General features: G+C 68.9%; 14 protein-coding genes, 1 tRNA gene and 1 pseudogene. 6 read left to right on the forward strand and 10 right to left on the reverse strand.

What is annotated here, in order from left to right; all coding sequences use genetic code 11:
• The 3 genes from QLQ12_RS30340 to QLQ12_RS30350 are packed head-to-tail and all read right to left on the reverse strand — an operon-like array spanning position 1 to position 2,650.
• Positions 1-1,380, reverse strand: a complete 1,380-nt coding sequence (locus tag QLQ12_RS30340) for a PP2C family protein-serine/threonine phosphatase (protein WP_282759003.1) — start codon at positions 1,378-1,380, stop codon at positions 1-3.
• Positions 1,377-1,859 (reverse strand): FHA domain-containing protein FhaB/FipA, encoded by a 483-nt coding sequence (locus QLQ12_RS30345; RefSeq protein WP_282759004.1) that lies wholly within the window; start codon positions 1,857-1,859, stop codon positions 1,377-1,379. The genes QLQ12_RS30340 and QLQ12_RS30345 overlap by 4 nt, the downstream gene beginning before the upstream one ends.
• A gap of 5 nt (positions 1,860-1,864) precedes the next feature.
• A complete protein-coding gene (locus tag QLQ12_RS30350; protein ID WP_014440161.1) occupies positions 1,865-2,650 on the reverse strand; it encodes an FhaA domain-containing protein in 786 nt (261 codons plus the stop codon).
• 231 nt (positions 2,651-2,881) lie between these two features.
• Here QLQ12_RS30350 and QLQ12_RS30355 point away from each other — a divergent pair.
• The 3 genes from QLQ12_RS30355 (at position 2,882) to QLQ12_RS30365 (ending at position 4,830) form a co-directional block, all read left to right on the forward strand.
• Positions 2,882-2,964: transfer RNA gene (locus QLQ12_RS30355), tRNA-Leu, on the forward strand.
• 242 nt (positions 2,965-3,206) lie between these two features.
• Positions 3,207-4,031 carry a WecB/TagA/CpsF family glycosyltransferase gene (locus tag QLQ12_RS30360; RefSeq protein ID WP_407651453.1) on the forward strand — a complete coding sequence of 275 codons (825 nt, stop codon included), beginning with the start codon at positions 3,207-3,209 and terminating at the stop codon, positions 4,029-4,031.
• A 190-nt stretch (positions 4,032-4,221) separates the two neighbouring features.
• Complete coding sequence (locus tag QLQ12_RS30365; RefSeq protein WP_282759006.1) at positions 4,222-4,830, forward strand: hypothetical protein; 609 nt, start codon at positions 4,222-4,224, stop codon at positions 4,828-4,830.
• 14 nt (positions 4,831-4,844) lie between these two features.
• On the opposite strand, the gene QLQ12_RS30370 is transcribed toward QLQ12_RS30365, so the two are convergent.
• From QLQ12_RS30370 to QLQ12_RS30380, 3 genes and pseudogenes are all read right to left on the reverse strand, one after another.
• Positions 4,845-5,294, reverse strand: a complete 450-nt coding sequence (locus tag QLQ12_RS30370; RefSeq protein WP_282759008.1) for a hypothetical protein — start codon at positions 5,292-5,294, stop codon at positions 4,845-4,847.
• A 165-nt stretch (positions 5,295-5,459) separates the two neighbouring features.
• Entirely contained in the window at positions 5,460-5,678 is a 219-nt protein-coding gene (locus QLQ12_RS30375; RefSeq protein WP_407651462.1) for a DUF397 domain-containing protein, read from the reverse strand.
• Positions 5,663-6,394, reverse strand: a pseudogene (locus QLQ12_RS30380) (Scr1 family TA system antitoxin-like transcriptional regulator); the annotation flags it as partial. The pseudogene QLQ12_RS30380 and the gene QLQ12_RS30375, both read right to left, overlap by 16 nt.
• 330 nt (positions 6,395-6,724) lie before the next feature.
• Between QLQ12_RS30380 and QLQ12_RS30385 the strand changes: the two are divergent.
• On the forward strand, positions 6,725-7,084 hold the full coding sequence (locus QLQ12_RS30385) for a hypothetical protein (RefSeq protein WP_282759387.1): 360 nt from the start codon (positions 6,725-6,727) through the stop codon (positions 7,082-7,084).
• Here the strand turns inward: QLQ12_RS30385 and QLQ12_RS30390 are convergent.
• On the reverse strand, positions 7,081-7,761 hold the full coding sequence (locus QLQ12_RS30390) for a Stk1 family PASTA domain-containing Ser/Thr kinase (RefSeq protein ID WP_282759010.1): 681 nt from the start codon (positions 7,759-7,761) through the stop codon (positions 7,081-7,083). The genes QLQ12_RS30385 and QLQ12_RS30390 overlap by 4 nt on opposite strands.
• Before the next feature lie 98 nt (positions 7,762-7,859).
• On the opposite strand from QLQ12_RS30390, the gene QLQ12_RS30395 reads away from it, so the two are divergent.
• The gene (locus QLQ12_RS30395; protein ID WP_282759011.1) at positions 7,860-9,086 is read left to right on the forward strand and encodes a Hansenula MRAKII killer toxin-resistant protein 1; all 1,227 of its coding nucleotides are present in this window, start codon (positions 7,860-7,862) and stop codon (positions 9,084-9,086) included.
• 6 nt (positions 9,087-9,092) lie between these two features.
• Here QLQ12_RS30395 and QLQ12_RS30400 read toward each other — a convergent pair whose 3' ends face one another.
• Together QLQ12_RS30400 and QLQ12_RS30405 are read right to left on the reverse strand one after the other, a co-directional pair.
• Positions 9,093-10,565 carry a glutamate--cysteine ligase family protein gene (locus QLQ12_RS30400; protein WP_282759012.1) on the reverse strand — a complete coding sequence of 491 codons (1,473 nt, stop codon included), beginning with the start codon at positions 10,563-10,565 and terminating at the stop codon, positions 9,093-9,095.
• Positions 10,566-10,722: 157 nt separating this feature from the next.
• Positions 10,723-11,295, reverse strand: coding sequence for a YceI family protein (locus QLQ12_RS30405; protein WP_282759014.1), 573 nt, complete (start codon positions 11,293-11,295; stop codon positions 10,723-10,725).
• 101 nt (positions 11,296-11,396) lie between these two features.
• Between QLQ12_RS30405 and QLQ12_RS30410 the strand changes: the two genes are divergently transcribed.
• Positions 11,397-11,882: a MarR family winged helix-turn-helix transcriptional regulator gene (locus tag QLQ12_RS30410; RefSeq protein ID WP_282759015.1), complete on the forward strand. Its 486-nt coding sequence runs from the start codon at positions 11,397-11,399 to the stop codon at positions 11,880-11,882.
• Between the two features lie 31 nt (positions 11,883-11,913).
• On the opposite strand, the gene QLQ12_RS30415 is transcribed toward QLQ12_RS30410, so the two are convergent.
• A complete protein-coding gene (locus QLQ12_RS30415) occupies positions 11,914-13,071 on the reverse strand; it encodes an acyl-CoA dehydrogenase family protein (RefSeq protein ID WP_282759016.1) in 1,158 nt (385 codons plus the stop codon).
• Position 13,072 lies beyond the last annotated feature (1 nt).

Below are 13,072 nucleotides of genomic sequence, written 5' to 3' on the forward strand. Positions count from 1 at the left end.
TCAGCCGACGGTCCGGCACCCGACCGGGTCGACCGTCGGCGGAGCGCTTTCGGAAGCGGCGGTGGTCGGAGCGGAGGCGGGCGTGCTCCGGTTCGGTGCAACGCTCGCATCGGTGGCGGGAGTAGCCGCGGCCGTCGGCGCCGTGCCTGCGGCGGTGCAGATCGGTTTGAGGTTCGCGTTCGTCGGCTCGTCGACGGTCAGGGCTGCCAGCGCGGTCCGGGCAGCGGCCTGGTCGGGAGCGTGGATGCCCTTCTTGACCCGCTCCTGCGCGGCCGCGGTCAGGTCGTCGAGGCGAACCGTGCTCGTCTCGCTCACCGTCGACAGGTCGAGTCCGCCGATCTGGCCGGGCACGCCCTGGAAGATGGCGAGTTCGCCCTTCTCCGTCGCACCGACGTAGTACTGGTCCTGGGTGTACCGCCAGCCGGCCCACAGGCCACCACCGAGCACACCGAGCAGGAGCAGCACCATCAGCGTGGTCCGCACCGGATGCCCGGCCGGTTCCGGGTCGCGGTCGTACTCGTTCGCCGGTTCCGGCTGGGCCGGCCGGGGCGGCGGCTTCAACGCGGAAGCCCGCGCCGCCGGGGTGGAGCTGTCGGCGACCGTGGTGTTGCCACGGTCGAGTGACGCCGCGCCACCCACGATCGGCGCCTGCTCGACGATGTCCTTGTCGATGGCGTCCGCGATGATGACCGTGATGTTGTCGGGCCCGCCGCCACGTAGTGCCAGCTGCACCAGCCGCTCGACGCACGCCTTGGGGTCGCTGATCTCGCGCATGGTCTGCCCGATGGTCTCGCCACTGACCACGCCGGAGAGGCCGTCGCTGCAGATCAGGTAGCGGTCGCCCTTGAGCACTTGGCGGACCGAGTACTCCGGGTCGATGTCGCGGCCGTCCAGCGCCCGGGTGAGCAGCGACCGCTGCGGGTGGCTGCTCGCCTCCTCCGGGCTGACCCGGCCCTCGTCGACCAGCATCTGGACGTAGGTGTCGTCCTTGGTGATCTGCGCGAACTCGCCCTTGCGGAGCAGGTAGGCCCGCGAGTCGCCGATGTGCACCATGCCGAACTTGCTGCCGGAGAAGAGGACCGCGGTCAGCGTGGTCCCCATCCCCTCCAGCTGAGGGTTGGCGTCGACCGTGTCCCGGAGCTGCTGGTTGGCGGTTCCGACGGCGTGCCGCAGGGCGTCGACCATGGCGTCCCCGGGGACGTCGTCGTCGAGTGGCGCCATGGCGGCGATGACGATGTTGGACGCGACGTCACCGGCGGCCATGCCGCCCATGCCGTCCGCGACAGCGAGAAGCCGCGGCCCGGCGTAGACGGAGTCCTGGTTGAGGTCTCGGATCAGACCGCGGTCGCTCTGAGCGGCATAGCGCAGGGTCAGGGTCATGGCCGTAACTCGAGAGAAGTGCGCCCGATCCGGATCGGAACGCCAAGGGGGACTGGAGTGGGTCCGGAGACCTTACCGCGATCAAGGTAGGTGCCGTTGGTCGAGCCGAGGTCCTCGACGAACCACTGGCCGTCACGGGCGACCAACCGGGCGTGCCGGGCGGAGGCGAAGTCGTCGGTGATGACGAGCGTCGAATCCTCGGCTCGCCCGATCGTGATCGGAGCCTCACCGAGAGTGATTCGCGTGCCGGCGAGATTACCGGCTGTCACGACCAACTGACGCGCCGCCTTGCCGCGTTTCACCTTCGCCGGCCGGCCCTGCAGCACCGCGCCACCCACCCCCCGAGGGCTGGCGACGATGCTCTTGGACCGGCCACCGGTGAAGAGGTCCCGTCGGATCACTCCGACCACCGTGAACACGAAGATCCACAGCAGGATCAGGAACCCGAACCGGGCGACGGTGAGAACGAATTCGGGCAAGGTGGCTAGCCGTCCACTCGGAAGGTCAGCGTCGTCGTGCCCAACTGGATCATGTCGCCCGGGTTGAGCGCGACGGCGGACACCCGCTGGCCGTTGACCATGGTGCCGTTCGTCGAGCCCAGATCGGTCAGCACGACCTGGTTGCCGTCGTAGTCCAGCCGGGCGTGGCGCCGCGAGATGCCGACGTCGGGCAGGCGAAGGTTCGCCTGGTCGCCGCGGCCGATCACGGTCGAGCCCATCTGGAGCGGGTAGGTCCGGCCGTCGCCGGAGACCAGGCCGACGCTGCGCGGGCCGCCGTGACCACCGTGCGGCGGGTAACCGCCCTGCTGGTCGTAGGGCGAGTACTGCGGGCCGGCGTCGTAGGCGGGCTGCTGCACCGGGGCGACCTCGCCACCGGTGTAGACCTCCGCCGTGACCCGGAACATGCCCGTGTCCAGGCCGTCGCCACGCTCGATCTCGACGATCACGTCGCCGTAGACGGTCCAGGCCTGCTCGCCGATGAACTCGGCCTGTGACTGGGCGAGTTCCTGGGCCAGCGCGGCCGCATAGGGCGCCAGACGACTGTGGTCGTATGGCGACAGATCAATCACGTAGCGGTTGGGCACAAGGGTGCGGCCACCGGCAAGGATGGCCTTGTGCGCCTCGGCCTCCCGCTGCATGGCATTCAGAATCTCCACAGGGTGCACGACACCCTTGAAGACCTTGGCGAAGGCCCCTTCGACCAGGCCTTCCAATCGCTTCTCAAAGCGCTGCAGCACGCTCACCGGCTCCTCCTCGGGTTCCGAGGACATGATGGTATCCGGCGACCGCTTGCGCATCTGTAGCCCAAGAGCTGCCGGCACTTCTGACCCTCGTATGGCGCCCCGCAACGCCGTGCTAATGTTTCCTCCGTTGCCGGGGCGGTATCAACTCGCTAGGTGACGTGCGACAGCGTAGTCTGTCGCAGCCAGTAACAAGAAGCAGGCCCGACCAGGCCGCTTCCGCCGAAGAGGTCAGAAGTATGATCTCCGAGGAAGTCACATGGGGATGTGGCGGAATGGCAGACGCGCACGGTTCAGGTCCGTGTGTCCGAAAGGACGTGGGGGTTCAACTCCCCCCATCCCCACGAGATGGCGGGGGCCTCTGTCCGCGGAACGCGCGGACGGGGGCCCTCTCGTCATTTCTTCTCCGGGGGCCGAGCCCCCGGAAGCCCCGCATCACGGTGCGTTACGTGGCGGGCATCTCACCCTCGCGGCTCAAGATCAAGCCCTTCGGGGGGTACGGCGAGGGGCTGCGTCAACTTTCGGGTGATGTCTGCGGGGGCGTTATGCTCGCCGCTTTATTCGGTCTTCAGGGTGGAGTTCGGTCGTGACGGCGACTGGTGCGGGTGTCGGGCAGGGCAAGCGCAACGTGCTCGGCGTGCTGGTGGATGCGACTGACTACGCGACCGCCACGGCACAGATCATGGAGGCCGCCCGGGAACAGCGCGGGTTCGCGGTGACGGCCCTGGCGGTGCACGGCGTCATGACCGGAGTCGAGGACCGGGCGCACAATGCCCGGCTGAACTCCTTCGATCTGGTGACTCCGGACGGCCAGCCGGTGCGGTGGGCACTGAACCTGTTGCACGGGGCCGGGCTCACCGATCGCGTCTACGGCCCGTCGCTCACCCTGAAGGTGGTCGAGCAGGCCGCCGCCGAGGGACTCCCCGTCTACCTGTACGGCTCCACCGAGCCGGTCCTGGAGAAGTTGGTCCCGGCGCTGCAGGGAATGTTCCCGGCGCTGAAGATCGCCGGGGTGGAGGCGTCCAAGTTCCGCAAGTCGCAGCCGGGCGAGCCGGAGGCGATCGCCGAGCGGATCAAGGCGTCCGGCGCCCGGATCGTGCTGGTCGGGCTCGGGTGCCCCCGACAGGAGATCTTCACCTACGCGATGCGGCCGCTGCTGGACATGCCCCTGCTGGCCGTGGGCGCCGCCTTCGACTACCACGCCGGCCTGTTGAGGAACCCGCCCGTGTGGATGCAGAGGTACGCGCTGGAGTGGCTGTGGCGCCTCGGCTTGGAGCCCAAGCGTCTGTGGAAGCGGTACATCCTGCTGAACCCGGCGTACCTGAGCCGGCTCGGCGCGCAGAAGCTCGGCGTGTGGAAGGCGACCCCGCCGGCCCCGGCGACCGACCCGGTGCGGGAGTTCGCGGTCTGAGCTGAGCTGATCTTGTATCGGACAGTGCGGTACAGGTCACTCTTTGAATGTGCGGCTTGTCCACATAGTCGGCAACATTCTCGACTGACAGCGACGGTCCGTTTACACGCGGTGGTTTTTGACCCCTACGGGTAGCTCTTCGGGGCATATCCCGGTTTCGCGGCTTGCACAAACGGTGAACGCTGTCGATGTGGACACCGCTGTGGACGTCATCCTGATCGGCACCCTCGCCGCCGTCTGGCTCACCGCCGGGCTGCTGGCGGACGGCATGCCCGCCGCCGGTTCCGCGCGCCAGCTCCGGCGCCGGGCCGGGTTCCTCTCCGCTCTGGTCGGTGCCGGGGTCGCGGTGTTCGCCGCGGTTCCGCTCATCACCGAACTGGTGCCGGGCGTTTCGGCGGCCCCCGCGGCCGCGCTGCTCCCAGCCGTACCGGCCCTGCTCGTGCTCACCGCGACCGTGCGCCGCCTCGGTTGGGTCCGGCGGGGTGCGGGAGCGTTCGCCACCGCACCGCTCACGCCGGTGCCGCCTGGCCTGCGGGCTGCGGCGGCCCACCCGCTGCTGGCCGCGCCACTGCAGGTCACCGGTCTCGCCGCGCTGGTCGGCTTGCCGATCGCTGCGGGCGTGGTGGAGCTGCCCGGTGGCGAGGCGACCGCGATGGCGGGCATCGCGGTCATCGCGATCGTGCTGGCGGTCGCCGTGATCGGGATCCGGGCGGCGCTGCGCCACAACCGCCTGGCCCCGCTGGGGCTGGCGTCGCTCGACCGGGACCGCGAGCGACCGACCCCGGTGGGTGTGCGCTAGACGGGCCGACCGCCCTACTGCTTCTTCGCTTCCTGCACGTAAAGCAGCTCCAGAATGGAGCGCGCCGCCTCGAACCAGCGGTCCAGCCACTCCGACGGCGGCAACGTGCCTCGGGCCGGAAGCTCCAGCAGCAGGCCGCGCAGCAGCGGGTGGTCCGCCATCGACTGGCTCGATGAGGAGTCGGACCAGCTGGACGAACCGAAGACCGGCTCACTCAGGCTCGGCAGGTCCAGGGACGGCAGCTTCGCGGCCCGGTCCAGCGCGCTGGTCGGCTCGATGCTGTGCGACCGGCCCGGAGACCGGGTCGGAAGCCCGGATCCACTGCGCGACATCAGCTCGCCGTCACTGTTGTCGGAGGAGAGCGCCTCGCGCCGGCCCTGCCGGTACGCGCTGACGCCACCGCTGAACCGGTCCTGCGCCGTCGTCGATGAACCGTTGCTGAGGTTCTCGGAACCAATCGTCATCTGTCTGCCTTGCCTCGTTCGGTGATGTGTCCCGGCCCATCAGCGCGGTCCGGTCCGCGCTTGAGACTTTCAACGAGGCGAGTCGCACACAGCGACGGCAAAATCGGGCAAATAGCAACGGCCGACCCGGGCGATCCGCTCGCCGCGCCGGCCGTTCCCGCGTCCTCAGTGGTCGAACTCGCCGTCCTTGGCACCGCCCACGAACGCGTCCCACTCGGCCGCCGTGAAGATCAGTGCGGGTCCTGTCGGGTTCTTGGAGTCACGGACCGCGATCGCTTCACCGACGAAGGCGACCTCGACACAGTTGTCGCCGTTGGGGCCACTTCGTGTGCTCTTGACCCACTGAGCCTGGTTGAGATCGACCCGAAGGCCCTTGGCCTGGATTTCCACAATGGCTCCTCTACCGGCATCTCGATCATCCCGCTGGACGCTTCCGGATCCAGGGCGGCCGCCCAAATGGTGTCGAGGACCTCGCGGCACATGCGGCGATCGCCGCCCTGCGCAGGAAGAGCACACCGGCCCCGTTCGCCGCGAGCACCGCGTCGGGGTCGCCGGCGGAGGGGAGGTCGCGGGTCGGCTGACCACCACTTCATCGAGCACCACCCCGAGATCGATTGGATCGTCCTGAATCAACAACGACCACCGTTGCCTTCGGACGTGGACGCGCCGCGTGATTCTCTGATCAGTGTCATCCCATTGGGCGGATCCGATGAAAGCCATTGCGTGCGCTTCGGTGTACAAAAGGCCCGGAATGACCGGATGCTCAGGCGTCCGGAATGATCTAGCTTCCACCTTAAAGCCGGCATAAGTGCTGTTCAGGACGGTCGAGCAGGGATGCCACCAGCCTTCCCGGCGGGCAGGTTGAGCAATTCCGACTCACCCTTTCATTATGTCAGCATTTGCGCCATAAAGTGCGTCATATCGCTTACGCCTGCCGCCTGCGCGTCGGTATGCCCGGTTTCGATACGCGTTATCTTGGACGGCGAACAACCCAGCCGTTCCACCACCACATCGATGGCCGCGCCGGCCTCCTCGCGAAGTCTGCGCAGTTCCACACCGAGGCGGCGCCGTCGCGGGGCGGGACTGCGGCGTTGATTCACACGGTCGGTCTCCGGGTCCGGTCTTGATCATCCAAGCACAGTGGATGATCACGGAGAATCACGGAAGCGTGACATGCAACTTGCATCGACGACACTGGTGGTGCAATCTTTCCGTATGGCTTGCATCACTCAACGTTCTTGAGCGAGGCGGCCAGAACTGGCGAAACGGAACAAAACGACGTCCATCACGGGGCGCCGAGCCATCGGAAGTCCGAGTTGGACTTTCGCCCCGACACGGGTGGGGCTGTTCGGCGATAGTGACGTTCCGCAACCACCTTCGATGGTCAATTCCCCCGAAGGCTTGCAAAAGTGCATTCAGGCGGCAAACTGATGCACCAGTCACCAAAGTCCACACTCCACACGGGTCTCAGGGCAGGAGATGACGTGGTTCTACCTCGGTCCGGTGATGTCATCCACGTGACGAAGGCGGCCAGCGTCCAATTCGCATCACCGATGCTTTTCCGGGTCATCCGGGTCCACGACTGGCCGACGTATGAAGGCTGGGTCTGGCTGGATGGCTACGAACTGAACTCGGCCGGTGACGCGGTCGAGCGCCGTTCCATCTTTGTGCAGGTCAACGGGCTTCGTCAGGTCGGGAAGGCGCCCGATCCGCGAGCCCGCAACGGCCGTCAGCCAGCCACCCGCCCGGGAGTCCTCCCCGCGCGGACGGCCCGCACCACCAACCGCTAACCGGAAGCGCTGGCCGACGGCACGGCGGCCGGCGGAGTGGTCGGTGTGCCCTGCCGTGCGACGGCGACGATGAGGGTCACGCGGGTGTCCGACGGCACCTGCTGGCCCTCGGCGGGGTCACAGTTGATCACCGTGTCCGGCTCGGCGTCGCTCTCGCGGCGGATCACCCGCCACTTCAGGCCGCTGCGAGCCAGCGCCGCCTGTGCGTCCGCGAGGGGCATTCCCCGCAGCGCGGGGACGTTCACCTCCTGGTCGGAGGGTTCGGTGGTCGGCGTCGTGGCCGTCGCGCCGGTGCCCGGCGTGGTGACTCCCGGGTCCGGGCCGTTCGTCAGACGGGTGGCGGGCGGCGTGTCCCCGGGTGTCTCCGCGTCTCCGCCGGTGTTCCGAACGATCACCGCGATCCCGACGGCGAGCAGGCCGACCAGCACCAGCGCGACGGTGCCGACCGCGATCGGCGCCCACCACCGGCCCGACGGTTCAGCCTGTCCGGGGTCGGTCCAGTCGCTGTCCTCGTCGTACGGGTTCCGGGGGACAGCGCCGTAGGGCCGCACTCCGGCCCGGCCGGTCCAGACGTCGCGGTCGTCCGATTCGGGACGATCGTCCACAGGGTCCGGATCGCGCTCCTCGGCCATCGCCGCGTCCTTCCGCTCCGTACATCCGCTCCAGTGCAGCGTCAAGGTATCGAATCTTGCGCGACGAGTGTGGTTTCCACCAGGGGAAAGCAACCGGGGCGACCATTTCCCAGACATCGGCGCGGGCCAGTACAGTGCGCGGCATGGCCGAGAAGGGCTGGACAGCACAAGCCGCCACGGCGGCCGGAATCGCCGCCGGCACCGGGGCCGCACAACTGGGCCTCGGGTACGGCTTGGGCGTCATCGCCTGGCCGGTGACCGCCATCGAGGGTGACAGCGCGTGGCTGGGCAGTCTCGGCTGGGCCACCTGGATCACGGCGAGCGCGACCGTTCTCGGCGCGGTGATCGCCGGGCGGCTGCGCCCCGAGCGCGCGGACCGGTGGCGTGGGCTCTGGCGGTTCGCGCTGGCGCTCGCCTCGGCGCTGGGTGCGCTGGTGTCTCTCGCCCTGGTGGCGTTGCCGGCCCGCGCCGCGGTGCGCGCCGACACGGTCTCCCCGCAACTCGTCGCCGGCGGTTACGCGCTAGCCGGCCTGCTCGCCGGGCTCGTGGTCGCCTTCTGGGCGGTGTCCTCCGGCCCGGTCGCGGCCAACCTGATCGGGACCGCGCTCTGGCTGTGGGCGCTGGCGGTCGCCGGCGTGGTTGCCGAGCTGGCCAGTGGACGTGACTTCGAGACGTACCTGACCAGTTGGCAGTTCGCCGAGTCGGTCAGTCCGGTGCAGTACGGCGGGATCTACTGGCCGAGCGCCTTGTTGACCTTGGTTGCGGCGTTCATCATCGGCTCGGTGGCGGCGGCTCCGGCGGCATGGCGGGGCGAGGTGGGGCTGGGCACGGCGATCTCCGGAGCGGTCGGGCCGCTGCTGGTCGCCTTCTCCTTCCTGACTCTGGCTCCACAGCTGACCGAGGTGATGGGCCCGCTGGAGTCGGCGTACCTCATCGCGCCGTACGCCGCCCTCGCCGGTCTGGGGGGCTCCGCGCTCGCGGTGGGGATCGCCCAGGGCCGGCACGGCCGTCTCGATCGGCCGCGAGCGGCCGTCCCGGAGCCGGTGGACGCCTCGCCTGCGGGCGAGAGGCCACCGGTCAAGGAGGCGCCGCCGGCGGGCGAGACGCCCGCGGTCAAGGACGCGCTACCGGTGAAGGCGACCGCGACCGGCCGGGCGACCCCCGCCACCCCGCGTGCGACGGTGCCGGACAAGCCCACGAAACCGGCCGTGGTGGATCCGGAGATCGCCGCGGCTGCCCGGCAGACCGGCCGCGCGCCCGCGAAACGCCGGAACGGCAACGGCGAGACGACGCGCTCGACGATCACCCCGCCCCCGGCGAGCCCGACGGTCGCCCGGATCAATCCGGACGAACCAGAAAAGCGCCCGTAGAGGTCGTCAGATCGGCCAGGTGTGGACCGGCTCGTTGGATCGTTGGTACTCCAGGTAGCGCTGCGTCATCTCGCACAGGGCCGCGGCCCGGGACAGGCCACGCGCCTCGGCGGCCCCGACCGCCGCCGTCTGCCAGGTCGCCCCGTTGCGGCCGGTCCGGCACCGGTCCGCGATGATCCCGAGCAGCCGGTCCCGCTGGGCCGGACGCACTCCCAGCAGGTCCAAGCCGGTGCGCGCCCGTGGCAGCAGCACGTCACGGACCAGATCGGTCACCGCCACCTCGCCCCGTCCCGGCCAGGTCAGGTCAGCCTCGATGCCGTCCCGGGCGCCGGCCCGGAAATTCGCCTCGGCCGTGGCAAAGGCGAGGCGGGCCCAGATCGGCGGGTCCTCCTCAACGAGCTGCCGGACCAGTCCGAAGTAGAACGCGGCGTTCGCGACCAGGTCCGCCACCGAGGGGCCGGAGGGCAGGACCCGGTTCTCCACCCGCAGGTGGGGCCGTCCGTCGGAGACGTCGTAGACCGGCCGGTTCCAGCGATAGACGGTGCCGTTGTGCATGCGTAGCTCGTACAGATGGGGAATGTTTCCGCAGGCGCGGACCGCGACCGGGTCCTCCTCGCTCAGCTCGGGCAGCAGCGGCGGGAAATATCGGAGGTTCTCCTCGTAGAGGTCGAGGACCGAGTCGATCCAGCGGTCACCGAACCAGACCCGGGGCCGGACGCCTTGCGCGCTGAACTCGTCCGGGCGCGCGTCGGTGGCCTGTTCGAAGAACGGGATCCGGGTCTCCGCCCAGAGCCTGCGCCCGTAGAGGTAGGGCGAGTTGGCGCCGAGCGCGAGCTGCACGCCGGCGATCGCCTGGGAGGCGTTCCAGTACCGCGCGAAGTCGGCCGGCGCGACCTGGATGTGGAACTGGGTGCTCGTGCAGGCGCCTTCCGGCGCGATCGTGTCGCTGCTGGCCACCAAATGCTCGGTGCCATCGATGTCGATCCGGAAGTCGTCGCCGCGGGCTCCGGCGATCTCGCGGTCCAGCGCCCGGAACCGCTCGTTGTCGGAGAGGTTGGCCAGGACCAGGTGGCCGGGCCGGACGGTGGGGAGCATGCCGATCAGGGCGAGGCGGCTCTCGCCTTTGCCGGCGCACTCGGACGCCGCCCGGAGAGCGTCCAGGATGTCCTGTTCGTAGTCGCCTAGGCCGTCGCCGGAGACCAGCCGGGGCGGGACGTTCAGTTCGAGGTTGAACCGGCTGAGTTCGGGCTGGAAGCGCGGATCACCGAGGTCGGCGAGGATCTCGGCGTTGCGCATCGCCGGGGCGGCCTCCGCGTCGACCAGGTTGATCTCGATTTCCAGGCCGGTGGTGGGGCCGCCGGAACCGAACGGCTCGCTCGCCAGCATGCCGGTCAGAACATCGACGCAGCAGCGCACCTTCCGCCGGAACAGGACCCGGTCATGCGGCGAGAAGACGGCGGTGCCCAGTTCTTTGCCCATGTGCCCTCCCAGGACGGCCAAGGACGAACCAACGTCGATCACCGCTCTGTGAACGAACGCTTGCGCTCGGTTCACCCTGCCATCCCGGGAGGAGGACCGCCAGCGACAGGAGAAGCGCCGCTGGCGGAAACGGGCGGCGCTTCTCGATCGGGCACGGTCAGCCCTGCTGGAGGATGGCTTCGCCCTCGATCTCAATCTTGATCTTCTTGCCGATCATCACGCCGCCGGCCTCCAGGGCCATGTTGTAGGTCAGGCCCCAGTCCTCGCGGTCGATCTCGGTGTGCGCGCTGAAACCGAAGACGTGCTGCCCGTAGGGGCTGGTGGTGGCGCCCTCGAACTCGACGACCAGCTCGACGGGGTTGGTGACGCCCTTGATGGTGAGCTCGCCCGACAGCACGAACTCGGCGCCCGCGTGCGACTTCACGCCGGTGCTGCGGTACTCCATCGTCGGGTACTTCTCGGCCTCGAAGAAGTCGCCGGTGCGCAGGTGGTTGTCACGGTCGATCTGGCCGGTCTCGACGCTGGCCGTCTTGATCGAGGCGGTGACCGAGGAGTCCAGCGGGTTCTCGCCGACCACGATCGTGGCGCTGGCCTCGGCGAACTGCCCACGGACCTTGCTGACCATGAGGTGCTTCACCATGAAGCCGACCTGCTTGTGCGCCGCGTCGAGCTCGTAGGTGCCGGCGGCGGGGATCTGAAGACCTTCGAACTCACGGGTGCTGACGGTCATGACACTGCCTTCTTTCGAAGCTCTGCGGGAATGCTTGTCTGACGGAGCAACTATATGCTCAGCAATATTCCTCCTGTCAAGTGCCTGGTACAGTTCGTCACGTGAACAAGGACCTGGACGACCCTCGCCTCACTGCAGTCGGACTGCTCGCCGAGGCGTACACGGGCTTGATGAACCGGCTCGCCGCACAGTTCGAGGAGCACCGACTCTCGCAGGTGGAGTTCGAGGTGCTGATGCGCCTGGCCCGGTCCCCGGGCAACCACCTGAGGATGACCGACCTGGCCGGCCAGACCACCCTCTCCACCAGCGGCGTCACCCGCGTCGTCGACCGCATGGAGCGCACCGGCCTGGTCCGCCGCGAGGCGTGCCCGAGCGACCGCCGCAGCTCCTACGCGGTGATCACCGACGAGGGCATGACGCGGCTCGCCGAGGTGCTCCCAGGGCACCTCGAGCTGGTCCAGCGGTGGTATGTCGGGCTTCTGCCCGAACAGAGACTGACGGAACTGCTCGACTCGCTGCGCACCATCCGCGACGCGGTCAACCCCTGCGCGACGGCGGGCAGCGCGGAGACCGCACTGCCCGCCTGACGATATTCGCGGTACGCCCGAGGGCGGAGAGTTACAGCCCCAGACCTCGGGCGATGAGCATGCGCTGCACCTCGGACGTGCCCTCGCCGACTTCAAGGATCTTGGCGTCCCGGTAGAACCGGCCCACCGCGGACTCGTTCATGAAGCCGTACCCGCCGTGCACCTGGGTCGCGTACCGGCTGTTCTCCATGGCGGCGTTGCTGGCGTTGAGCTTCGCGATGGCCGCGTGCCGCTTGAAGTCGTCGCCGGCCAGCATCCGGGCCGCGGCGTCGTAATAGCCGAGACGGGCCACATGGGCGCGCATGTCCATGTCGGCGATGAGGAACTGCACGGCCTGGTGTTTGCCGATCGGGCGGCCGAAGGCGCTGCGCTGCTGGGCGTACGTCACCGACTCGTCGACGCAGCCCTGCGCCAGGCCGACCGAGAGCGCGGCGATGGCGATGCGGCCCTCGTCCAGGATGCGCAGGAACTGGGCATAACCGCGGCCCCGCTCGCCGAGCAGGTTGGCCGCCGGCACCCGCACGTCGTCGAAGGACAACTCGTGGGTGTCCGACGCGCACCAGCCGACCTTGGAGTACCCGGGCGCCACCGTGAAACCGGGCGTCCCGGACGGCACGATGATCGTCGACAGCTCTTTGCTGCCGTCCGGGTTCGTGCCCGTCACCGCCATCACCGTGACCAGGCAGGTGATGTCCGTGCCGGAGTTGGTGATGAACGCCTTCGTCCCGTTGATCACCCACTCGTCGGTGCTCTCGTCGAGAACAGCGCGGGTGGTGGTGCCGGACGCGTCCGAGCCGGTGTCCGGCTCGGTCAGGCCGAACGCGGCCAGCGCTTCCCCGCTGGTCAGCCGGGGAAGCCAGCGCTGCCGCTGCTCCTCGGTGCCGAACCGGTGGATCGGCATGGCGCCCAGTGAGACCGCGGCCTCCAGGGTGATCGCCACCGAACTGTCCACTCTGGCCAGTTCCTCCAGCGTGAGACAGAGCGCGAAGTAGTCGCCGCCCATCCCGCCGTACTCCTCCGGGAACGGCAGCCCGAAAAGGCCCATCGCACCCATCTTGCGCACGATGTCGTACGGGAAGGTCTTGTTCTCGTAGTGCTCGGCGATGACCGGGGCCAGTTGTTCGCGGGCGAACTGCCGCACGCTGGCACGCAGGTCCTCGTACTCCTTACCCAGGCGGAAGTCGACCACC

It is taken from the genome of Actinoplanes sandaracinus, from assembly GCF_030009775.1.
Classification (GTDB): Bacteria; Actinomycetota; Actinomycetes; order Mycobacteriales; family Micromonosporaceae; genus Actinoplanes; species Actinoplanes sandaracinus.

Coding starts and splice junctions, on each gene's coding strand:
- QLQ12_RS30340 (WP_282759003.1), bottom strand. CDS start 1,380: ATGACCCTGACCCTGCGCTATGCCGCTCAGAGCGACCGCGGTCTGATC.
- QLQ12_RS30400 (WP_282759012.1), bottom strand. CDS start 10,565: ATGGGCAAAGAACTGGGCACCGCCGTCTTCTCGCCGCATGACCGGGTC.
- QLQ12_RS30350 (WP_014440161.1), bottom strand. CDS start 2,650: ATGTCCTCGGAACCCGAGGAGGAGCCGGTGAGCGTGCTGCAGCGCTTT.
- QLQ12_RS30405 (WP_282759014.1), bottom strand. CDS start 11,295: ATGACCGTCAGCACCCGTGAGTTCGAAGGTCTTCAGATCCCCGCCGCC.
- QLQ12_RS30385 (WP_282759387.1), top strand. CDS start 6,725: ATGCACCAGTCACCAAAGTCCACACTCCACACGGGTCTCAGGGCAGGA.
- QLQ12_RS30370 (WP_282759008.1), bottom strand. CDS start 5,294: ATGACGATTGGTTCCGAGAACCTCAGCAACGGTTCATCGACGACGGCG.
- QLQ12_RS30395 (WP_282759011.1), top strand. CDS start 7,860: ATGGCCGAGAAGGGCTGGACAGCACAAGCCGCCACGGCGGCCGGAATC.